Source organism: methane-oxidizing endosymbiont of Gigantopelta aegis (genome assembly GCF_016097405.1).
Lineage (GTDB): Bacteria > Pseudomonadota > Gammaproteobacteria > Methylococcales > Methylomonadaceae > Methylomarinum.
Genome location: NZ_JAEHGD010000001.1, coordinates 1,560,212 through 1,580,587 on the forward strand (window position 1 = coordinate 1,560,212; position 20,376 = coordinate 1,580,587).

At 45.7% G+C, this 20,376-nt stretch carries 23 protein-coding genes; 9 read left to right on the forward strand and 14 right to left on the reverse strand.

From position 1 onward, the window contains the following. Positions 1-22 precede the first annotated feature (22 nt). Together JEU20_RS07795 and JEU20_RS07800 are read left to right on the forward strand one after the other, a co-directional pair. Positions 23-415, forward strand: coding sequence for a group II truncated hemoglobin (locus tag JEU20_RS07795; protein WP_198244751.1), 393 nt, complete (start codon positions 23-25; stop codon positions 413-415). Between the two features lie 4 nt (positions 416-419). Then, a complete protein-coding gene (locus JEU20_RS07800; protein ID WP_198244753.1) occupies positions 420-1,136 on the forward strand; it encodes a M48 family metallopeptidase in 717 nt (238 codons plus the stop codon). On the opposite strand, the gene corA is transcribed toward JEU20_RS07800, so the two are convergent. From corA to JEU20_RS07870, 14 genes are all read right to left on the reverse strand, one after another. Further along, entirely contained in the window at positions 1,137-2,093 is a 957-nt protein-coding gene (gene corA, locus JEU20_RS07805; RefSeq protein ID WP_198244755.1) for a magnesium/cobalt transporter CorA, read from the reverse strand. After that, positions 2,093-3,115 carry an FAD:protein FMN transferase gene (locus tag JEU20_RS07810; RefSeq protein ID WP_198244757.1) on the reverse strand — a complete coding sequence of 341 codons (1,023 nt, stop codon included), beginning with the start codon at positions 3,113-3,115 and terminating at the stop codon, positions 2,093-2,095. The genes corA and JEU20_RS07810 overlap by 1 nt, the downstream gene beginning before the upstream one ends. Before the next feature lie 3 nt (positions 3,116-3,118). Then, positions 3,119-3,931, reverse strand: coding sequence for an undecaprenyl-diphosphate phosphatase (locus tag JEU20_RS07815; protein ID WP_198244759.1), 813 nt, complete (start codon positions 3,929-3,931; stop codon positions 3,119-3,121). 97 nt (positions 3,932-4,028) lie between these two features. After that, entirely contained in the window at positions 4,029-4,751 is a 723-nt protein-coding gene (locus JEU20_RS07820; protein WP_198244761.1) for a cytochrome c1, read from the reverse strand. Positions 4,752-4,753: 2 nt separating this feature from the next. Next, a complete protein-coding gene (locus JEU20_RS07825) occupies positions 4,754-6,151 on the reverse strand; it encodes a cytochrome b (protein ID WP_198244763.1) in 1,398 nt (465 codons plus the stop codon). Further along, the gene (petA, locus tag JEU20_RS07830; protein WP_198244765.1) at positions 6,148-6,747 is read right to left on the reverse strand and encodes a ubiquinol-cytochrome c reductase iron-sulfur subunit; all 600 of its coding nucleotides are present in this window, start codon (positions 6,745-6,747) and stop codon (positions 6,148-6,150) included. The genes JEU20_RS07825 and petA overlap by 4 nt, the downstream gene beginning before the upstream one ends. Positions 6,748-6,970: 223 nt before the next feature. Continuing rightward, on the reverse strand, positions 6,971-8,053 hold the full coding sequence (gene hisC / locus JEU20_RS07835) for a histidinol-phosphate transaminase (protein WP_198244767.1): 1,083 nt from the start codon (positions 8,051-8,053) through the stop codon (positions 6,971-6,973). A gap of 252 nt (positions 8,054-8,305) precedes the next feature. Next, positions 8,306-9,610: a histidinol dehydrogenase gene (gene hisD / locus JEU20_RS07840; protein ID WP_198244769.1), complete on the reverse strand. Its 1,305-nt coding sequence runs from the start codon at positions 9,608-9,610 to the stop codon at positions 8,306-8,308. Between the two features lie 4 nt (positions 9,611-9,614). Continuing rightward, the gene (gene hisG / locus JEU20_RS07845; RefSeq protein WP_198244771.1) at positions 9,615-10,241 is read right to left on the reverse strand and encodes an ATP phosphoribosyltransferase; all 627 of its coding nucleotides are present in this window, start codon (positions 10,239-10,241) and stop codon (positions 9,615-9,617) included. 11 nt (positions 10,242-10,252) lie between these two features. After that, on the reverse strand, positions 10,253-11,518 hold the full coding sequence (gene murA / locus JEU20_RS07850) for a UDP-N-acetylglucosamine 1-carboxyvinyltransferase (protein ID WP_198244773.1): 1,266 nt from the start codon (positions 11,516-11,518) through the stop codon (positions 10,253-10,255). Next, on the reverse strand, positions 11,511-11,843 hold the full coding sequence (locus tag JEU20_RS07855) for an STAS domain-containing protein (RefSeq protein WP_198244775.1): 333 nt from the start codon (positions 11,841-11,843) through the stop codon (positions 11,511-11,513). Before JEU20_RS07855 ends, murA begins: the two co-directional genes overlap by 8 nt. 2 nt (positions 11,844-11,845) lie before the next feature. Further along, on the reverse strand, positions 11,846-12,310 hold the full coding sequence (mlaD, locus tag JEU20_RS07860; RefSeq protein WP_198244777.1) for an outer membrane lipid asymmetry maintenance protein MlaD: 465 nt from the start codon (positions 12,308-12,310) through the stop codon (positions 11,846-11,848). A 1-nt stretch (position 12,311) separates the two neighbouring features. After that, positions 12,312-13,094, reverse strand: a complete 783-nt coding sequence (gene mlaE, locus JEU20_RS07865; RefSeq protein WP_198244779.1) for a lipid asymmetry maintenance ABC transporter permease subunit MlaE — start codon at positions 13,092-13,094, stop codon at positions 12,312-12,314. A gap of 3 nt (positions 13,095-13,097) precedes the next feature. Continuing rightward, positions 13,098-13,901 (reverse strand): ABC transporter ATP-binding protein, encoded by an 804-nt coding sequence (locus JEU20_RS07870; protein ID WP_198244781.1) that lies wholly within the window; start codon positions 13,899-13,901, stop codon positions 13,098-13,100. Between the two features lie 510 nt (positions 13,902-14,411). Between JEU20_RS07870 and JEU20_RS07875 the strand changes: the two genes are divergently transcribed. The 7 genes from JEU20_RS07875 (at position 14,412) to JEU20_RS07905 (ending at position 20,361) form a co-directional block, all read left to right on the forward strand. Further along, positions 14,412-15,386: a calcium/sodium antiporter gene (locus tag JEU20_RS07875; RefSeq protein ID WP_198244783.1), complete on the forward strand. Its 975-nt coding sequence runs from the start codon at positions 14,412-14,414 to the stop codon at positions 15,384-15,386. Further along, positions 15,383-16,360: a KpsF/GutQ family sugar-phosphate isomerase gene (locus tag JEU20_RS07880; RefSeq protein ID WP_198244785.1), complete on the forward strand. Its 978-nt coding sequence runs from the start codon at positions 15,383-15,385 to the stop codon at positions 16,358-16,360. The genes JEU20_RS07875 and JEU20_RS07880 overlap by 4 nt, the downstream gene beginning before the upstream one ends. Before the next feature lie 246 nt (positions 16,361-16,606). Further along, positions 16,607-17,146: a 3-deoxy-manno-octulosonate-8-phosphatase KdsC gene (gene kdsC, locus JEU20_RS07885; protein WP_198244787.1), complete on the forward strand. Its 540-nt coding sequence runs from the start codon at positions 16,607-16,609 to the stop codon at positions 17,144-17,146. After that, positions 17,143-17,712: an LPS export ABC transporter periplasmic protein LptC gene (gene lptC, locus JEU20_RS07890; protein WP_198244789.1), complete on the forward strand. Its 570-nt coding sequence runs from the start codon at positions 17,143-17,145 to the stop codon at positions 17,710-17,712. Before kdsC ends, lptC begins: the two co-directional genes overlap by 4 nt. After that, a complete protein-coding gene (lptA, locus tag JEU20_RS07895) occupies positions 17,699-18,199 on the forward strand; it encodes a lipopolysaccharide transport periplasmic protein LptA (protein ID WP_198244791.1) in 501 nt (166 codons plus the stop codon). The genes lptC and lptA overlap by 14 nt, the downstream gene beginning before the upstream one ends. Beyond that, positions 18,196-18,921 (forward strand): LPS export ABC transporter ATP-binding protein, encoded by a 726-nt coding sequence (gene lptB, locus JEU20_RS07900; RefSeq protein WP_198244793.1) that lies wholly within the window; start codon positions 18,196-18,198, stop codon positions 18,919-18,921. Before lptA ends, lptB begins: the two co-directional genes overlap by 4 nt. A 6-nt stretch (positions 18,922-18,927) precedes the next feature. Further along, entirely contained in the window at positions 18,928-20,361 is a 1,434-nt protein-coding gene (locus tag JEU20_RS07905; RefSeq protein WP_198244795.1) for an RNA polymerase factor sigma-54, read from the forward strand. Positions 20,362-20,376 lie beyond the last annotated feature (15 nt).

Below are 20,376 nucleotides of genomic sequence, written 5' to 3' on the forward strand. Positions count from 1 at the left end.
TTTTAAGACGGGATGACAACGGATGAGTGAAAACACTTTAACACCTTACGAAGCGATAGGGGGTGAAACGACGCTGCGCTTTTTGGTCGATCGTTTTTATCACTACATGGATACCTTGCCTGAAGCAAAGCCGATTCGCCATATGCATGCCGATCAGCTTGATAATGCAAAAGACAAGTTATTCAAGTTCTTATCGGGCTGGTTGGGCGGGCCGGACTTATATATACAGGAATTTGGTCATCCCATGTTACGGCGGCGTCATTTTCCATTTTCAATCGGTCAGGCCGAGCGCGACCAATGGATGCTGTGTATGGATAAAGCCTTGGGCGATATTGAAATGCATCCACAATTTAAAGACCATCTACGTAATGCGCTGGCTGACTTGGCAACACATATGATCAATCAGGATTCATAAGGACATGAGTGCAAAAGACGGTTATCAGATTCGTTATAGTAATCGGGCTAAACGGGTGCGGCTGGTAGTTTCAGCGGACAAAGTTGAAATAGTCGCACCGCCTGGCGTGCCAGAAGGGCAGTTACATGCGTTCGCCGCCGAAAAGAAGGACTGGATCAGCGCGACCTTGAAAAAAGTTCAGTATAAAACGCAGGCGGTTAAGCCACTGGCACCGGAACGCTATGAAGAAGGTTGTCTGATTCCCTTCAAAGGGGATTTTTATCCGCTACATATCCAAACCCAAGAACGAATACGGCAAGCTATTTTGACATTCAAGCCTGAGCAGGGCTTTACGCTGAACATTCGAGCGCAAGATCAATACAGCGATACGATCCGCCTCATCGTGCGGCAATGGATGTTCCAACAGGCGGCGGAAGAAACCGATCGCTATATTCAGCATTACGCGCCAAAGCGGCAATTATGGCCGCAGCAGGTTCGGATCAAACAGCAAAAAGCTCGTTGGGGCAGTTGCTCTGCCAAAAACAATCTGAATATCAATGGCTTGTTGATTATGACGCCGCCACAGGTGATGGCGTATGTTGTGGTGCATGAGCTGTGTCATATCCGCCATAAAAACCATTCAGCAGCGTTTTGGCAATTAGTTGCCGAGCATATACCCGATTATCAGGAATGCAGGCATTGGCTCAAGCAGCATGGCCAGCGTGTGATGTGTGGGTTTTAACTATTGCAGCCAGCCTTTATGTTTAAAAAACAAATAGGGCGCAATCGCCGATAGAATCATGATAAAAATGGCGGTCGGATAACCGTATTTCCAATCCAGTTCAGGCATGAATTCGAAATTCATGCCATAAATACTGGCGACCACGGTGGGTGGGAGAAAAATAACGGCGGCGATGGAAAATATTTTTATGATTTGATTTTGGCGAATATTGATAAAGCCTTGAATCGAATCCATCAGAAAGTTGATTTTTTCAAATAAAAAAGCGGTATGTGACTGTAGGCTGTCGATATCGCGCATGATTTTACGGCAAATTTCCAACAGCTCGGGTTGTTTTATTAAATGACGTTGCAGAAAGGATAACTCCCGCATGCTGTCCATTAAACACAGCCGAATCTTGCCATTACTGTTTTCCAGTTTTGCCAGTTGACTGATAGCCGCTTGTAAATCGGTATTTTCATTTTCCAGGACATCCTGACTAAGATCACCCAATTTACTGTGTAGTTCTTCAACAATATCGGCCAGATTTTCTATTTTATGTTCCAGTAAGGTGATCATCAATTCGCTGACCGATTGGCACGAAATCATTTTATGGCGTGCTCGCATACGGAACAGTCTGAAATCGGCAATATCGGCTTCTCGTATTGTAATTAAGCGTTTTTTTTGTAGGATGAAGGCAACGGTTTCAGTCTCGTGCCGACCCTCGGTTTGCGATAAAAACAAGCTGTGTAGGTGGAGGCCAGATTCATCGATAAAATAACGTGCCGAAGTTTCGATTTCTTCCATATCATCGGATTCGGGTAGCTCATCACGAATCAGGTGTTCTAATAAATCGCGTTCGCACTCATCAGGCTCTTGGGCATCAATCCAGTCGGCCTGTTGTAAATCGGCTGGGGTAACAGGAGATTCGCAGTCTAATTTATGAATCAGATTATGATGAATTTTAAACAGTCTAAGCATTATTGAATGATGATGTCGGAAAGTTGGCGCCAAGGCTGACTGGATTGTTCAGTCAATGTCTCACCATCATGTTGAGTGATAAACAGAGCGGCAATACCAATCTGGTTTGCAATGGCCAGACCTTTTTCAGCGCCGACACAGAGCAACGCGGTTGACCAGGCATCAGCAATGGTCGCATCGTCATGAATCAGCGTGACAGAAACCGTATTATGGGTAACAGGGCGGCCGGTACGCGCATCCAGAATATGGCTGAAACGTTGGCCGTTTTGATCGAAAAAATGGCGATAGGTTCCTGATGTCATCACCGCGACGGCATCGTGGCGTTTAATCGTCAGGATTTTATGCAGCCGGGTTTGTCCAGGCAAGGGGCGCTCGATGGCGACTCGCCAGGGCTTGTTGCCTGGCTTCTGGCCACGAGTTTCCAATTCGCCGCCAATTTCGACCAGATAATTTTCAATCTTGTTTTGCAGCAGGATTTGACCAATACGGTAAACGCTGTAGCCTTGAGCGATTGAAGCAATGTCGATTTCAAGTTGAGGTAGGCGCTTGCGTAAATGGGTGGCATCGACAATTTCCAGATTTTGATAACCAATGCGTTGTTGGGTTTGCTGTAATGCGTCGTCCGCAGGTTTTACGGGATGATCGGTATTGAATGCCCATAACGAAAATAATGGTTTGCTGGTGATGTCGTAGCAGCCATCGGTTTTTTTGCTCACCTGTTGTGCTTTTTTCACCAGTTGTACGAATTCTTCGCCGACTTCAAACGGTTCGCTTTTAGAAAAGGCGTTGAATTGTTCAATGACCGAGTCAGGGCGATAATTGGAGAGCAGTTTATCCAGTCGTGCCAATTCCTGATCAACCTGCTGTTTTAATGCGGTCGAATCAACCCCCGGTTTCCAGAATGAAATATGGTATGAGGTGCCTTGTGTCAGGCCAGCAAAACGCTGTAATGACTCCGGCGGCGAGCAGCTTAAAAGCGCTGGAATGATCATAAAAATAAGCAATCTTTTTAAGTTCATCATTGTTTAGGTTATCACAGGCTTGATTAACCAGAAATAAATTACGCCGGCCAGAATAATCCGGTAAATCACATAAGGCCACATGCCAAATTGGTTTAACCATTTTAAGAAGTAATGAATCGCAGTTAGTGCGGTAATGAATGAGGTGAGGGTGCCGACTAAAAAGGCTAGCCAGTCAACGGGGGCATTGGTAATGGCGACTTCCAGTAATTTAACCGATGCGGCCAGAGCTGTAATCGGAATGGCAAGCAGGAAAGAAAAGCGTGAAGCGGCTTGCCGGTCCAGGCCTAGTAGCAAGCCGGCGGTAATGGTCGCACCTGAACGTGAAGTGCCAGGAATCAGGGCGATAGATTGCGCAAGGCCCACCAGTATGGCGTCTTTCCAAGTGATAGAATCAATAGTACGTTGTTTTTTACCAAACACATCGGCTGCACCCAGTAATATGCCGAAAACCAGGGTCGTGACGAAAATAATCTGTACTGAACGTAAATGGGTGTCGATGATATCGAGTAATAGCAGGCCAAACAAGCCGGTCGGAATGGTACCGATGACAACGGCCCAGGCTAGGCGGCTGTGCCCAACATGCTGGCGTTGCTGCACTGAGCGGAAACCATCATTCAGTAGTATCAGGACATCTTTGCGAAAATAAAGTATTACAGCCAATAGCGTACCGATATGGACAGCCAGATCGAAAGCAACGCCTTGATCTTTCCAGCCGCTGAAAACCGGGGTCAGAATAAGGTGGGCAGAGCTGGAGATGGGCAAAAATTCGGTGATTCCCTGGACGATGCCTAAAATCAGAGCATGTATAAAATCCATTACTGTATCCGATAATTTAAGAAGAGGGGCGATGATAAATATAAAAAAGGCACCAAACCGAAATTTGATGCCTTTTGTGTGTCAAACTTCGTATGATTTAATGAATATCTTTCCAGTATTCACGTTTTAACAGATAGGCGACAATGGTAAACAGCAAAATATAGAATAGAACATATTTACCCATGGATTTTCTTTCCAACTGTACCGGCTCGCCGATATAAACCAAGAAATTGACCAAGTCGTTAACAAAGCGGTCGAACTCTTTTTCCGACATTTTGCCATTATCTTTTGGAATCAGTTTGGTAATAACAGGTTTGCCATCAATTTTCTTGATCGATGCGGTTTGTTCGCCTTGTAATTGCCATAAAACATTTGGCATGCCGACATCTTCAAAAACACGGTTGTTGACACCATAAGGCCTGGAAGGATCGGTATAGAAGCTTTTCAGGTAGGTGTACAGCCAATCGGCACCACGCACGCGTGCAATAAGGGATAAGTCAGGTGGTGTGGTTCCAAACCATTTCGAAGCATCTTTCGGGTTCATTGCAGAATGCATCTGATCATAGATACCGGCGCCTAATGGTGCAATATCATTAAGCACCTTATCTTCATCTAAGCCTAAGTCAATCGCTATACGCTTGTAACGAATGTATTGGGCGGAGTGACAGCCTAAGCAATAGGTCACATAGTTTTTTGCGCCCCGTTCGAGTGATTGAACATCGCTCAAATCAATGTCAGCATCTTCAAGCTCAACTTCAGCCCCTGCAGAATAAACACTGAAAGGCACGACTAATAACAAAATATAAAGTAATTTTTTCATAGTTAATCAAGGCTTTCTTTTAGTTTTTTTGCAAATCGAATCAGTGCATTAATCATTGCTGTCCGATCCGGCCTTCTTTTCATGACGGTATTGCCATGGCTATCTTTAACAGGCGTTTGAGGAAAGATTTCATTGAAGAACTCAATCCAGCCAGGAACCCGTTCTTCCAATGAAGGTTGATGGGTTAGCCGTGTGGGCACGGGTTTAGTTTTTTCCCAACGGGTGTAAAGCGGCATGAGCAGGAAAAAGCCAAAATAAATAACAGTCAATATTCTGGCGACGAGGGTCGCGCCCGGTGTTGCTGGCTGTGTACCCAGATAGCCTAAACCGATGAAGCTGATAATAAATAATAAAACGGCTTTTTTATAAATACCGCCACGATAACGGATGGATTTGACTTTACAGCGATCCAGCCACGGCAGTAGAAATAAGACGACAATGGCGCCGCCCATAGCGATCACACCGGCGAATTTATCGGGGACGGCCCGTAAAATAGCGTAGAACGGTGTGAAATACCAGACAGGTGCAATATGTTCAGGTGTTTTTAATGGGTCGGCCGGGATAAAATTGGCGTGTTCCAGGAAGTAACCGCCCATTTCCGGCATATAGAAAATAACGGTAGCAAAAAAGAATAAAAAGACGCCAATCCCAACAATATCCTTAACGGTATAGTAAGGGTGGAAGGGAATACCATCGACAGGCACGCCAAACGGGTCTTTGGATTCTTTGATTTCAATGCCATCCGGGTTATTAGAGCCAACTTCATGCAAGGCAACAATATGCAGGAATACTAAAATCAACAGTACCAGAGGAACAGCGATGACATGGAATGCGAAAAAGCGGTTTAAGGTGGCGTCCGAAATAACGTAGTCGCCTCGAATCCATAAGGATAAATCGTCACCAATTACCGGGATGGCACTAAACAAGGAAATGATAACCTGCGCTCCCCAATATGACATTTGTCCCCAAGGCAACAGATAGCCCATGAAGGCTTCAGCCATCAGTGCAACAAAAATCAACATGCCGAAGATCCAGATCAGTTCGCGGGGTTGTTTGTACGAGCCATAGATCAGCCCTCTGAACATATGCAGATAAACGACGATAAAAAACGCCGAGGCGCCGGTCGAGTGCATATAGCGCACCAGCCAGCCCCAGTTGACATCGCGCATGATGTATTCAACCGAGTCGAATGCCAGCTCGGCATCCGGTTTGTAGTTCATGGTCAGTAAGATGCCGGTAATGAATTGATTGACCAGCACAAACAGGGCCAGGGAACCAAAGAAGTACCAAATATTAAAGTTTTTGGGCGCATAATAGTGCGCCATATGTTCGTTCCACAATTTAACCAGTGGGAAACGACACAGAAACCAGTCTGTGCATTGACCTATTTTATTCTTCATGCGCTAGCCTCCTCGTTATCTTCGCCGACCGTGATGAGTGTATCCTTGACATATTTATGGGGAGGAATTTCTAGGTTGGTGGGCGCAGGAACGCCTTTATAAACACGACCCGCCAGATCGAACCATGAGCCGTGGCAGGGACAGAAAAAGCCTCCTTTCCAGTCATCACCTAAGTCAGGCGGAGCAATTTCCGGACGGAAGGTTGGCGAGCAGCCTAAATGCGTACACAAGCCAACCGCCAGAAAAATCTCGGGTTTGATGGCACGGAATTCATTTTTACAATAATCAGGCTGAAGCGATTCATTGGACAGTGGATCAGCCAGCTTGTCGGTGAGTGTCGTCAGGGTTTCAAGAACATCGGGTGTTCGGTTTAACACCCAGACTGGTTTGCCGCGCCAGGCAACGCGAATCAGTTGGCCTGGTTCCATTTTGGTCAGGTCAACATCGACGGGGGCGCCGGCCGCCATGGCTTTAGCGCTCGGTTGCATTTGCGAAAGGAAAGGTACTGCGATAAAACCAGTACCGACTGCTCCAACCACGGTAAGTGCCGAGGTTAGAAACTGGCGTTTTGATTTATTGACGCCTTCGTTAGTCATGGGTAACGCTCCTGTGTTTTATTTTTTGACGCACTATCGACGCGTCTTTTTTAATTAATCCCGCTCAATATACCGTACTCGTTAGGTTTATTGAAGTGAGAATTTATATTTTTTTATTTGTCGATAAGGGGATGAACCGCCATGTAGCAAATAGCGACAAGATTAGGTGCAAAGCTACATTTTTTGCACAAGATAGGTGCAAATAAAAAGAAAGCGGTAAGAATCAGGGATGCAAAATTTGAGTCAAGTGCTGAATGAAAAGCTCATTTTCATGTGTTTTTCCAACTGTAACGCGCAAACATTGGTCGAGTAAGCCGCCTTGAGGGGAGAGATTTTTGATTAGAATACCGCATCGCTTGAGTGATTGAAAAACAGTGTCCGCCTCAACCGTATTACTTTTGAATAAAATAAAATTGGCTTCAGATGGGTAAACGCTCAGGCCGTCAATTTGTTTAAGGGTGTCAAATAGCCATTGCCGTTGCTGACGGATTTGTTGTGTTTGTTCAATCAAAAAATCAATTCGGTTCAGAGCGAATTCCGCGGTGAGTTGAGTCAGGCTGTTAATATTGTAAGGGAGTCTGATTTTATTCAGCTCGGTAATAATATCGCTATTTCCGGCCAAAAAACCCAGACGGAGCCCTGCCAGGCCCAGTTTTGAAACCGTGCGCATAACCAGAAGGTTATTGAATTCAGGTAACTGCGGCATAAAGCTAGCGTCGGTAAATGGGGCGTAAGCCTCATCGACAATGACCAGCCCTTCGCTAGCTTCGATGATATCGAAAATATCCTGCTCAGCAAATAAATTACCGGTTGGGTTGTTGGGGTAGGCCAGAAAAATGATGGCAGGCTGTTGCGTTTTAATGGTGTCAAGCATGGCTGGCATATCCAGACTGAAATCGGCCTGTAACGGAATGCCAAGGTAGTTTAGTCCCAAGCTGAGTGCAACCTGTTTATACATGACAAACCCCGGCTCGGGTGCCATGATGCACGAATTTTGTTTTAGCGCCATCAATAAAATCTGAATAATCTCATCTGAACCATTGCCCAGTAAAATATCCGCCTGCACCGGAACCCGGTTGGTTTCCCGCAGGCTGCAGGTCAATGAGGTGGCAGCAGGGTCAGGATAACGATTGATGGCACAATCTTGTAACTGTACCAGCCATTCTTGTTTGATGGCGTCTGGCCAGCTGTAAGGGTTTTCCATGGCATCCAATTTGATCAGATTATGGGCATCGGCCACTTTATAGGCCTGCATGGCTTTAAGTTGCGGTCGGAATAAGGATTGAACAAGGTGAGTCATGGTCATTTTAATGTGTGGGTATGTCCCGGAAAGACTTAATCCGTAGGCTGGGTAGAGCGGTAAGCGAAACCCATCAAAACAATATCAGAGTAAATGATGGGTTTTTTAGCTATCGCCTTCTATCCATCCTACAGTCTGATATTAATTGGAACATAGAACAGAGCATCATTACGTAGGGCAATTTATGAATTGCCCCTACATGGTTAGGGTTAACTCGGCTGTAAATTCATCATACAAGTTATGTCTGCGTAACATCAGTTATTTAATCCTGTATTCGGCCGAACGGGCATGAGCCGTTAGACCTTCGCTACGCGCTAGAATTGAGGCAATTTCGCCTAAGCGACTCGCGCTTTTTGGAGAGCAGTTAATCAGGCTGCTGCGTTTTTGAAAGTCGTAAACCCCTAAAGGCGATGAAAAACGCGCCGTGCCAGACGTTGGCAGAACATGATTAGGGCCTGCACAATAATCGCCTAAGGCCTCGGCTGTATAACGACCCATGAAAATAGCACCCGCATGCTGGATTTTTTGACATAGATCTTCCGGGTTTTCGACAGAAAGCTCTAGATGTTCCGGAGCAATATGGTTGACCACGTCGGCGGCTTGATCGAGGCCTGCAACTTTGATGAAGGCGCCGCGATTTGTCAGCGAGCTGCGGATAATATCGGCACGTTCCATTTCTGGCAATAGTTTATTGATGCTAGCTTCGACCTGATCTAGAAAATCGTGGTCTGGGCTGATTAAAATAGCCTGTGCATCTTCATCGTGTTCGGCTTGTGAGAATAAATCCATTGCAATCCAGTCTGCTGATGTTTGACCATCGCAGACCACTAGAATTTCAGACGGGCCTGCGATCATATCAATCCCAACTTTACCGAAAACCAGTTTTTTGGCGGTAGCGACGTAGATATTGCCCGGGCCGACGATTTTATCGACAGCCGGGATGGTTTTAGTGCCGTAGGCTAAGGCAGCGATGGCCTGGGCGCCACCAATTGTAAATACGCGATCGACACCGGCAATATAGGCGGCGGCTAAAACCATCGGGTTGGTTTCATCGTTTGGAGTTGGCACAACCATAACGAGTTCTTTGACGCCAGCAACTTTAGCTGGAATTGCATTCATCAAAACCGACGACGGATAGGAGGCTTTACCGCCAGGCACATACAGGCCGACCTTGTCGAGCGGGCTGATTTTTTGACCTAAAACGGTGCCGTCATCTTCTACGTATTGCCAGGATTCGAGTTTTTGTTCTTCAGCATAGGCACGAATTCGGTTGGCTGCAATTTGCAAAGATTCGGCTTGATTAGCTGATAAATTATCCCAAGCGTTTTGCAATACGGTTTTGGGCAATTCGAGTTCAGCCGCTTTTTTAATCTGGCGGTGATCGAATTGATTGGTTAATTCAATCACGCTGGCATCGCCGTGTTGGCGAACCTTACCAATAATTTCTAGAACACGCTGATGGATTTCTAGGTCGTCTGCCTGATCAAACGCCAGGCGTTGGTCTAATTGGTTGAAAAAATCGCTATCGGCAAAATCGAGTCGTCGTATTTTCAGCGTGTTCATACCGTTACCTATTGGCTAAAGTCGTTTCGAATTGGTCAAGCAAAGCTTGAATGGCTTGATGTTTCATTTTCATCGCCGCTTTGTTGATGACCAGGCGGGATGTGATGTTGATAATTAAATCGCGAGGCTCTAAGCCATTCGCCTTTAAGGTGTTGCCTGTATCGACTAGGTCGACAATATAGTCAGCCAGCCCGACTAGTGGTGCAAGTTCCATAGAACCATACAATTTGATGATATCGGCCTGGATGCCGCGATCTGCAAAATAGCGTTGTGCGGTTTTGACATATTTGGTTGCGACTCGGACACGGCCCGAAATTTCAGGGGCATCGACCGGCGCTGCCGTCATCAGGCGACAGCCTGCAATGCCAAGATCCAAGGGCTCATAAAGATTGTCCGAACCATGCTCTAGAAGCACATCTTTGCCGGCAATCCCCATGTCGGCGGCACCGTATTCGACAAATGTCGGAACATCGGTAGCTCGAATGATGACGAGTTCTACGTCATCCCGGGTTGTTTTTAAAATCAACTTCCGGCTTTTTTTAGGGTCGTCAATGGGGGTGATGCCTGCTTCCTCTAACAGGGGCAGGGCATCTTCGTAAATACGTCCTTTAGAAACGGCAATAGTCAGCATAATCTTTCTTTTTAACCTGGAATTCGGCGAATAGAGGCGCCAAGCTGCGCCAGTTTTTCTTCAATATGCACATACCCTCGATCGATATGATAAATACGATCAACGAGGGTTTCACCTTCTGCAACAAGTCCGGCCAGTACCAGACTAGCTGAAGCGCGTAGATCGGTGGCCATCATTGGAGCGGCAGTTAGTTTGTTAATGCCAGTGACAATGGCGGTATTGGATTCGAGTTTGATATCAGCGCCCATACGTTGTAGTTCCTGGACGTGCATAAACCGATTTTCAAACACGGTTTCAGTGATAATGCCAACCCCTTCGGCAATGGTGTTCAAAGCGGTAAACTGAGCCTGCATATCGGTCGGGAAGGCTGGGTATGGCGCGGTTCTTACGCTGACAGCTTTAGGTCGTCTGCCATTCATATCCAGCTTGATCCAGTTTTCACCGGTGGTGATTTCAGCGCCGGTTTCGCGTAATTTATCCAGCACCGCATCGAGTAACTCAGGATTGGTATCTTTTAACAAGACCGAACCCTGACTGATTGCGGCGGCAACTAGGTAAGTACCTGTCTCAATCCGGTCGGGCAAAATGGAATAATGTAAATCCGGTTGGCCTAAGCTTTCTACGCCTTGAATCGTAAGAATATCGGTGCCGATGCCTTTAATTTTAGCGCCCAGTTTATTGAGAAAATTTGCCAAATCAGTCACTTCAGGTTCTTTGGCGGCATTTTCTATAATGGTTTCACCCTCTGCGAGTGTCGCGGCCATTAACAGGTTTTCAGTGCCGGTTACGGTGATTTTGTCCAATACGAGTCGACAGCCTTTCAGACGATCGACTTTGGCATGGATATAGCCTTGTTCAACCCGAATTTCAGCGCCCATTTTCTCCAGAGAGGATAAATGGATATCGACAGGACGGGTGCCAATGGCACAGCCGCCGGGCAGAGAAACATGCGCTTCGCCGAAGCGAGCCAATAAAGGCCCTAAGACCAGAATTGAGGCACGCATGGTTTTGACCAGCTCATACGGCGCTTCGAATTTGTCAATGGTATTACTGTCGACCTCGATGTTCATTTTTTCATCGATGGTCAGTTGAACCCCCATCCTGCCCAATAATTCCATAGTGGTGGTGATATCATGTAAATGGGGAATATTACCAATGGTAACGGGGCATTCGGACAAGAGTGTGGCCGCGAGAATCGGTAATGCGGCATTTTTTGCGCCCGATATTCTAAGTTCTCCGGTCAGAGGTTTTCCGCCGCTTATTAATAGTTTATCCATCAAGTTTAGCTTTTGTTGTACAGTTTTGAATAAAATAATCTGAATTATCAAAGCCGCTCAAAGCGGCAAGTGCTGTGAGCTGTTCGGGTATGTTCTTAAAACAGATTTTTTGTTGGTGACGCACAGATTGTTTAATCCATTCAATCAATAAAGCAAGCCCTGCGCTGTCGGCGCGTTTGACCGGGCTTAAGTCAATGACCAGGTGCTTTGTTTGCGTCAGGTTTTGTAATAAACGGGCGGTATTTTTATCGATACGATTAAAGGTGAGTTCACCGTGCAATTTGTATTCACCGGAATCCTGTTTTAACAATTTAATATTGTCCACGTTTATTCCGATGCTTTTTTGAAAAGAAACTGGCCGATGACTTCTTCTAGCACGATGGCTGACTGAGTAATATCAATAGCGTCGCCATCTTGCAAGTATTCATCAGAGCCACCGGGTTCGAGGCTGATATATTGTTCACCGAGTAATCCAGCGGTAAAGATGCTAGCGGTAGTGTCGGTCGGTAAAGTGTTGAATTGTTTGTCTATTTGCATTTCAACAATGGATTCGTAACGGGTTTTATCCAGTTTTATGGCGGAGACACGGCCAACGGTCACGCCGGCGACAGAGACTTTGGATTTTACTTTCAAGCCACCTGAGTTCTCGAAACTGGCTGTAATCGTATAGGTATTGGACGTATCCAGATAACTGCTCAGATTACTGACTTGTAATGACATATAAAAAAGAGCAGCAATGCCACAGGCAACAAAAAAACCAACTAATGTGTCCTGAGTATAGGTATTCGACATGTTAAATATCTCCAAACATGAGCGCTGTAAGAATAAAATCCAGCGCCAAAACAGAAAAGGCTGAATTGACTACGGTTCGAGTGGTCGCCCGGCTGACGCCTTCTGATGTCGGGATGGCGTCATAGCCTTCGAACAAGGCAATCCAGGTGACGACAAAGCCGAACACTAGGCTTTTTATAAAACCATTGATGACATCATCATAAAAATCGATTCCGGCCTGCATTTGTGACCAAAATGAACCATCGTCAACGCCAAGCATACCTACGCCAACCATATGGCCACCCATAATACCGACTGCGCTGAATAAAGCGGCGAGTAAGGGCATGGAAAAAATGCCGGCCAGAAAGCGGGGAAAGATAACGCGTCGAATCGGATCAACGGCCATCATTTCCATGCCGGACAATTGTTCAGTCGTTTTCATTAAACCAATTTCGGCTGAAAGGGCAGAGCCTGCGCGACCGGCAAACAACAGGGCTGCGACCACAGGACCTAATTCTCGTACTAAGGAGGCGGCAATCATGACGCCTAGCGATGCTTCTGCACCGAAATCCGACAAGGTGTAATAGCCTTGCAATGCCAACACCATGCCGACAAACAAGCCTGAAACTGTAATCAGTAAGAAGGATAAGACGCCGACAGAATAGATTTGTCGGATAAATAGGCTTGGTCGTCGTAAAACATCGACGAGGCCGGGTAAACTATGCAGCAGAAAAAAGGTTGCACGGCCTAATTTAGCAAAACGGCTGCGGGTTGACGCACCCAGATATTGAAAGATTTGCATCATGTCTTAACTCAACTGATTTGACATTAAATCGTCAAAATAATCGGGGGCAGGGTAATGGAAATGCACCGGCCCATCGGCTTTACCTTGCATAAATTGTTGAACCCATTCCGAGTTGGAGGTTGCGATTTGTTCGGGTGTCCCTTCGCCGACAATTTTACCGTCAGATAAAACATAAATATAATCGGCAATTGCGGCTGTTTCTTGCACATCGTGTGACACAATGATACTGGTCAATCCCAGCGTTTTGTTGAGGGCTTTGATCAGATGAATTAAGGCGCCCATCGAAATCGGGTCCTGCCCGGTAAATGGCTCGTCATACATGATCATCATCGGATCCAGCGCAATTGCGCGGGCTAGTGCGACTCTGCGGGCCATACCGCCGGATAATTCTGAAGGCATTAAATGCCGCGCCCCGCGCAGCCCAACCGCTTGTAGTTTCATCAACACCAGGGTGCGAATCATCGATTCTGAAAGCCGCGTATGTTCCCGTAGTGGGAAGGCGACATTTTCATAGACATCAATATCTGTTAGCAAGGCGCCTGACTGAAACAGCATGCCCATTTGTTTGCGTAACGCAAACAGTTCGGAGCGTTTTAGCTGGTGAACATTTTGCTGGTTGACTACAACCGAACCAGATTGTGGCGATAATTGACCGCCAATTAATTTCAATAAGGTGGTTTTTCCGGTCCCACTTGGCCCCATGATAGCCGTTACTTTGCCGCGCCGAATATCGAGGGATATGTCATCGAAAATTTTGCGTTGGCCGCGCATGAAAACCAGGTTTTTTATCGTGACAATATTATCCATTGTGGTTTTTCGTTGTTGCAGGATGTCTGGTTTTACTCATAGGGCTCAGATTGCATTCATCATCAGTCTGGAAAACCGTGTATTCTCCACGACATTGCCAGTTTAAGTCAATTAAAGCCACTTTCCAAAGCAGGCGTATATAATTCACGATAACATAAGTGATTGATTTTCAATCTCTATACCTTTTTCGGGCCGGATGAGTAGAGCAGTGAGCAAAACCCATCATCATTTACCCGGCGTTACCAACAATTCATTAAAAAATTAACTCTTTATGGGCCATCAATGGCAAGGCAGGATTTAAGCATACTGACGATTGTTTTAATGGGTTTCGCTTACCGCTCTAGCCATCCTACAAATTTAACCCAGTCTTGCTGTTATCGAAGTGCGTGAAAATTTTAACCTTATTTATCAGTAGGTTATGTTTTTGCTGGTAAAGTGGGCTTAAAACCCATCCAAGTCAGAACGGGATCATGCCATAATATCCCGATTTTTTAACTGATTAAGAGATTTATGCTGATTAACTTTCTTGCGCTCATCGGAGGCCTCGTGGTTTTAGTGGTTTCCGCCGATAAATTTGTGATAGGAACCGCTTCAATCGCTCGAAATATGGGAGTTTCGACCTTATTGATTGGGCTGACGATTGTTGGTCTTGGAACCTCAGCTCCAGAAATTCTGGTTTCGGCGATTGCATCTTTCGAAGGGAATGGCGGGTTGGCTATTGGTAATGCGTTGGGGTCGAATATCGCTAATATTGGCCTGATTTTAGGCTTGACAGCCATGGTATCACCATTAGTTGTGCATTCAGGGTTGTTGAAGCGCGAGTTGCCGGTTTTGGCTTTGATCTGCCTTATGTGTTTTTTGTTAGCGTTTGATGGTTTGAGCATCGGCGACAGTATCTGGATGCTGATTGTCTTGGGCGTGTTTATTGTTTGGCTCATTCAGTTAGCCCGGCAAGGTCGACAGGATGAGCTGACGAAAGAATTGGAAGCGGAAATTCCTAAAGATATCAGCATGTTTAAAGCTATTGTCTATACGCTGTTAGGGCTGTTTGGGCTGTTGGTGAGTTCACGTATTCTAGTTTGGTCGGCGGTTAATATTGCAGAGGCGTTTGGGGTGAGCGATATGGTTATCGGTTTGACCATCGTCGCTGTGGGTACCAGTTTGCCCGAATTAGCCGCGTCAATTACGAGTGTGTTGAAAGGTGAGGACGATCTAGCCGTCGGCAATATTATTGGCTCTAATGTCTATAATCTTTTAGCTGTGTATTCTTTGCCCGGGTTCGTGGCAGGCATCAGGCTTGATGAGACTGTTTTAGTCCGAGATTTTCCGGTTATGTTAGGGTTGACAGCAGTTTTGTTCATTATGGGCTATGGTTATAAGCAAGTCGGGCGTATCAGTCGGGGCGAGGGGGGGCTACTAGTTTTGGCTTATATGAGTTATCAATGGGTCGTTTATCACGCTGCAGTTACGCCGGTTACAACATGAAGTCAGGTGCGTACAATTTTAAGGCATTAGCTGTGGCCGTCATCGAGGCTGAAAAGAATGCAGTGGCAGCCTTAGTAGAGCGTATTGACGACCAGTTTGTTCACGCCTGTCAATTGATGCTGGCGTGCCAGGGACGGGTTATTGTGACTGGCATGGGGAAATCAGGACATATTGCCGGAAAGATTGCCGCGACCTTGGCGAGTACCGGGACACCTGCTTTTTTTGTACATCCGGGTGAAGCTAGTCATGGGGATTTGGGCATGATTACTCGCCAGGATGTGGTTTTGGCCTTGTCTAATTCTGGCGAGACCGGTGAAATATTGACGATTTTGCCGATTATCAAACGTTTGCATGTGCCATTGATTGCGATGACAGGTCAGCCGCTGTCATCGTTGGCGACTTTGGCTGATGCGCATTTGAATGTTGCCGTCGAAAAAGAAGCCTGTCCTTTAGGTTTGGCGCCGACGGCTAGTACGACGGCGGCCTTGGTGATGGGGGATGCATTGGCGGTGGCATTGCTGGAAACGCGTGGTTTTTCCCGTGATGATTTTGCCCTGTCCCACCCGGGAGGCAGTTTAGGGCGGCGTTTGATTATGCGGGTGAGTGATTTGATGCATCAGGGTGAGAAATTGCCATGCGTAAAACCCGATACTCTGGTGGCGCAGGCATTGCTGGAAATGACAGAAAAAAAACTGGGTATGACGGCCGTTATCGATGACAATCAGCATGTTCTGGGTATTTTTACCGATGGTGATTTACGCAGGATGCTGGAAAAGCGTGATGATGTGCATCAGACCACGGTTGCCGAGGTGATGACTTCGCCATGTACTACTGTTGATTCGCAACTTTTAGCGGCTGAAGCAATGCAGATTATGGAGCAAAAGAAAATTAATGCATTGCTGGTCACCGATGAAAATCAACGTTTGGTTGGGGCATTGAATATGCACGACTTGCTGCGTGCCGGTATCATTTAACCTGGCTGTTACTACTCAGTGTATTTAGGTGTTTACTATCAGTCACTTACTCCAGAAGACGTCGTAAATACATCCGTGTAGGCTTGTATGTGACATCCCTGTCACATACACTTCTTCCGTAAGCAACTGATAGTAAACTATTTCTCTTTATAAATACGCTAAGTAGTTATCCACCGTTTTGCACAAGCTACGGGTGGATTATTGAGTAATGTGTTACAGGACTATAATGGCAAGTCTGGATTAAGGATGCAAAATATGGTTTCCGAAAAGATTTTGAAAAAAGCGCGATCAGTGAAATTGCTGATTTTGGATGTCGACGGCGTATTGACCGATGGGCGCTTGTTTTTTGATGATCAAGGTGTGGAATATAAATGTTTTCATGCACGGGATGGTCATGGTATTAAATTGTTGCGTCAAACTGGCGTAGAAGTTGCCGTCATTTCCGGGCGAAAATCCAATTCAGTCGCCATTCGCATGAAGAATCTAGGTATTGATCTGGTTTATCAGGGGCATGAAGACAAAATAGCCGCGTTTTATGAGATTCTGGAAAAACTTTCGATTGCGCCTGAGCATGCTGCGCATGTCGGTGATGATTTACTCGATTTGCCAATAATGAGGCGGGTAGGGCTGTCGGTTGCGGTTCAAGATGCTAATTTTGCTGTTAAGCAATATGCGGACTGGTGTACGCAAACGCCTGGAGGTTTGGGGGCTGTCAGGGAGGTCTGCGATATGATTATGCAGGCGCAAGGTCGTTTCGATCAGGTGTTGAAGTTGTTTTTGTCATGATGCAGCAAAGCGCCCGATTTTATGGCGTACTCGTTATTCTGGCCGTTTTATCCTACGTTCTGGTGCGTTTGAATACACCAGAACAAGAGCAGGTCACTGTAAAACGAAATAATCCGGTCGATTATTTCAGTATAGATTATCAAAAAAAAGAAATGGATGAGGCCGGTCAACCGAAAAGCTTGTTGGTGGCCGATAAGCTGACGCATTATGCTGGTGATGGTACAACCCATTTGCAGCATCCTGTAATGACGCTGTATAACAATGATAATACGGCACCCTGGGTGATTCGCTCGGAACGGGGTATTTTGCAGGCTGATGGGGATAATTTACTGTTGCAAGGCAAGGTAAAAATACAGCGCGAGGCGCGTCCTGCGCATGATGAGTTGATTATAAATACTTCGGAATTACAGGTGCATTTGCCGACATCGTTCGCGAAAACAACGCAATGGTCAGAAATTATCAGTGCAGCAAATAGAACGACCGGTATTGGGATGCGTCTGACGTTCAAATCACCGATTCAATTAACCTTATTATCACATGTTAAAGGATATTATGAAGTTCGCTAGTTTTTTGTTGATGGCATTGCTTTCTTTTGCGGCTATGGCGTTGGAAAGTGATTCAAAACAACCCATTTATATCGATTCAAATACGGCAACGTATAACGACAGGGCGCAGACCAGTGTTTATACCGGCAATGTCGTGACCGTTCAAGGCACGCTTAAAGTATGGTCGGATAAGTTGGTGGTCTATTTGAATAATGGCGAAATCAAAAAACTGGTTGCTACGGGCAAGCCTGCTCGATTTGAACAAATTCCCTCTGAAGGTGCAGAAAAAATCACAGGGCGGGCGTTGATTGGCGAATATTATCCCGCCAAAAATTTATTGATTCTGAAAAAAAAGGCTGAAGTTTGGCAGGGCGAGCATAAGACAGCCAGTGAATTGATTCGTTATGACAGTCGAAATTCATTGGTTATGGCTGGCGAAAAATCCTCTGATTCAAAGCGTGTTCATTCCGTATTCAAACCTCGTAACGTTGAGGAAAATAAGCCATGAGTCGTTTGACGACTATCGATCTGGTCAAGCGCTACAATAAACGTAATGTGGTTGATCATGTCAGTCTTGAAATCAATACCGGGGAAGTCGTCGGCTTACTCGGGCCAAATGGTGCCGGGAAAACGACCAGTTTTTATATGATTGTGGGTTTGATCAGGCCGGATAGTGGACAAATCCTTTTAGATGACCATGATATTACGCATTATCCCATGCACAGCCGAGCCCGAATGGGCATCGGTTATCTGGCACAGGAAGCGTCGGTTTTTCGTAAATTGAGCGTGGCTGATAATTTACGGGCGGTGATTCAGATCAGAGAAGATTTGACTGAAGGACAAGGAGAGCTTTTGATCGACGAACTATTAGATGAATTCGGGATTGCGCATCTGCGTGATCAGAAAGCTATGGGGTTGTCTGGTGGCGAGCGTCGACGTGTTGAAATTGCCAGGGCTTTAGCGACCGATCCGCAATTTATTTTATTGGATGAGCCTTTTGCGGGTGTTGATCCCATTTCTGTTATTGATCTGCAAAAAATTATCTTTCATCTTAAGCAGCGGGGTATTGGTATTTTAATTACTGAACATAAGGTGCGTGCGACACTGGAAATATGTGATAGGGCTTATATACTTAATGAAGGTAAAGTCATTGCAACCGGCACGACGTCAGAGATTGTCAGCAATGACTTGGTTAAACAAGTCTATCTAGGTGAAAATTTCAGTTTGTAACTATCGATGAAGCAATCACTCCAACTTCGACTCGGGCAAAGCCTGACCATGACGCCGCAATTGCAGCAGGCGATTAAACTGTTGCAATTATCAACGCTGGATTTGCAGCAGGAAATTCAGCAGGCGCTGGAATCGAACATGATGCTTGAAATTGATGAAGAGGAAAAAACCGATCGGATTGAAAAAAAGATCGATAGCAGCGATCAAATGACCAGTGAAGGATCACAAACCGATATTCCAGATGAACTGCCGATTGATAGCAGTTGGGAAGATGTTTTTGAATCATCGATTCCCTCGATGGCAGGCAGTGAACCTGGCGAAGCCGTAGAGTTTGAGAATTTTCGCAGTAAGGTTGAAACCTTGCAGGATCATTTGGTATGGCAGCTGGAAATGAGCCGTTTCAGTGAACGGGATCATGCGATTGGTGTTGCCATTATTGATGCGATTGATGACGATGGTTATCTGATGCAATCAGTGGAAGAGATTCATCAGGGTTTAAGTCAACAATTGGATGATCTGGAAGTCGATGAAGTGCAAGCCGTTTTACATCAAATTCAAAATTTTGACCCCCTTGGCATCGGTTGCCGTGATTTGGCCGAGTGTTTAACCCTGCAATTAAAACAATTACCGCCTGATACGCCATATCGCCAGCAGGCTTTAATGTTGGTGGATTATCTGGAGGAATTGGTCGCTCATCAACGAAACCGGTTAGCGCGACGATTGGGGATGACCGAAACGGAGTTCACTCAGGCTATTGGGGTGATCAAGCGCCTTGATCCAAAACCGGGCGCTTATTTTAGAAATTTTGAGCAGGAATATATTATTCCCGATGTTTATGTCATGAAGCGAAATGGCGAATGGCAGGTTAGCTTGAATCCTGAAATTGCACCGAAATTGCGTATCAATCCAGTGTATTCGGGTTTGATCAAGCGGGCAGATAATAGCCAAGATAATGTGTTTATGAAAGATCATTTGCAAGAGGCGCGCTGGTTTATCAAAAGTTTGCTCAGTCGGAATGAAACATTGCTGAAAGTGGCACAAAGTATCGTCAGGCATCAACTGGATTTTTTCGAACATGGCCCAATTGCGATGAGACCTATGGTGTTGCGGGATGTCGCCGAAGAGTTGGAGCTGCATGAATCAACCATCTCCCGGGTAACAACCCGTAAGTATATGCATACACCTAGTGGTATAATTGAATTCAAGTATTTCTTTTCCAGTCATGTTTCAACCAGTAATGGGGGGGAATGCTCGGCAACGGCTATTAAATCTTTGATAAAAGAGTTTGTCGCTTCGGAAAAACCAACCAAACCATTAAGTGATAGTAAGATAGCCAATTTATTAAAGGAACAAGGGATCAATGTGGCGCGTAGAACAGTGGCCAAATATCGCGAAGCCATGTCCATCCCCCCATCCAGTCAAAGAAAAAAAGTTCTTTGACGTATTTTTATTATT

Coding starts and splice junctions, on each gene's coding strand:
- JEU20_RS07795 (WP_198244751.1), top strand. CDS start 23: ATGAGTGAAAACACTTTAACACCTTACGAAGCGATAGGGGGTGAAACG.
- petA (WP_198244765.1), bottom strand. CDS start 6,747: ATGACTAACGAAGGCGTCAATAAATCAAAACGCCAGTTTCTAACCTCG.
- JEU20_RS07810 (WP_198244757.1), bottom strand. CDS start 3,115: ATGATGAACTTAAAAAGATTGCTTATTTTTATGATCATTCCAGCGCTT.
- corA (WP_198244755.1), bottom strand. CDS start 2,093: ATGCTTAGACTGTTTAAAATTCATCATAATCTGATTCATAAATTAGAC.
- JEU20_RS07820 (WP_198244761.1), bottom strand. CDS start 4,751: ATGAAAAAATTACTTTATATTTTGTTATTAGTCGTGCCTTTCAGTGTT.
- lptA (WP_198244791.1), top strand. CDS start 17,699: ATGAAGTTCGCTAGTTTTTTGTTGATGGCATTGCTTTCTTTTGCGGCT.
- lptB (WP_198244793.1), top strand. CDS start 18,196: ATGAGTCGTTTGACGACTATCGATCTGGTCAAGCGCTACAATAAACGT.
- hisG (WP_198244771.1), bottom strand. CDS start 10,241: ATGCTGACTATTGCCGTTTCTAAAGGACGTATTTACGAAGATGCCCTG.
- hisC (WP_198244767.1), bottom strand. CDS start 8,053: ATGACCATGACTCACCTTGTTCAATCCTTATTCCGACCGCAACTTAAA.
- JEU20_RS07880 (WP_198244785.1), top strand. CDS start 15,383: ATGAAGTCAGGTGCGTACAATTTTAAGGCATTAGCTGTGGCCGTCATC.
- JEU20_RS07905 (WP_198244795.1), top strand. CDS start 18,928: ATGAAGCAATCACTCCAACTTCGACTCGGGCAAAGCCTGACCATGACG.
- JEU20_RS07875 (WP_198244783.1), top strand. CDS start 14,412: ATGCTGATTAACTTTCTTGCGCTCATCGGAGGCCTCGTGGTTTTAGTG.
- mlaE (WP_198244779.1), bottom strand. CDS start 13,094: ATGATGCAAATCTTTCAATATCTGGGTGCGTCAACCCGCAGCCGTTTT.
- hisD (WP_198244769.1), bottom strand. CDS start 9,610: ATGAACACGCTGAAAATACGACGACTCGATTTTGCCGATAGCGATTTT.
- JEU20_RS07815 (WP_198244759.1), bottom strand. CDS start 3,931: ATGGATTTTATACATGCTCTGATTTTAGGCATCGTCCAGGGAATCACC.
- lptC (WP_198244789.1), top strand. CDS start 17,143: ATGATGCAGCAAAGCGCCCGATTTTATGGCGTACTCGTTATTCTGGCC.
- kdsC (WP_198244787.1), top strand. CDS start 16,607: ATGCAAAATATGGTTTCCGAAAAGATTTTGAAAAAAGCGCGATCAGTG.
- JEU20_RS07800 (WP_198244753.1), top strand. CDS start 420: ATGAGTGCAAAAGACGGTTATCAGATTCGTTATAGTAATCGGGCTAAA.
- JEU20_RS07825 (WP_198244763.1), bottom strand. CDS start 6,151: ATGAAGAATAAAATAGGTCAATGCACAGACTGGTTTCTGTGTCGTTTC.
- mlaD (WP_198244777.1), bottom strand. CDS start 12,310: ATGTCGAATACCTATACTCAGGACACATTAGTTGGTTTTTTTGTTGCC.
- JEU20_RS07870 (WP_198244781.1), bottom strand. CDS start 13,901: ATGGATAATATTGTCACGATAAAAAACCTGGTTTTCATGCGCGGCCAA.
- murA (WP_198244773.1), bottom strand. CDS start 11,518: ATGGATAAACTATTAATAAGCGGCGGAAAACCTCTGACCGGAGAACTT.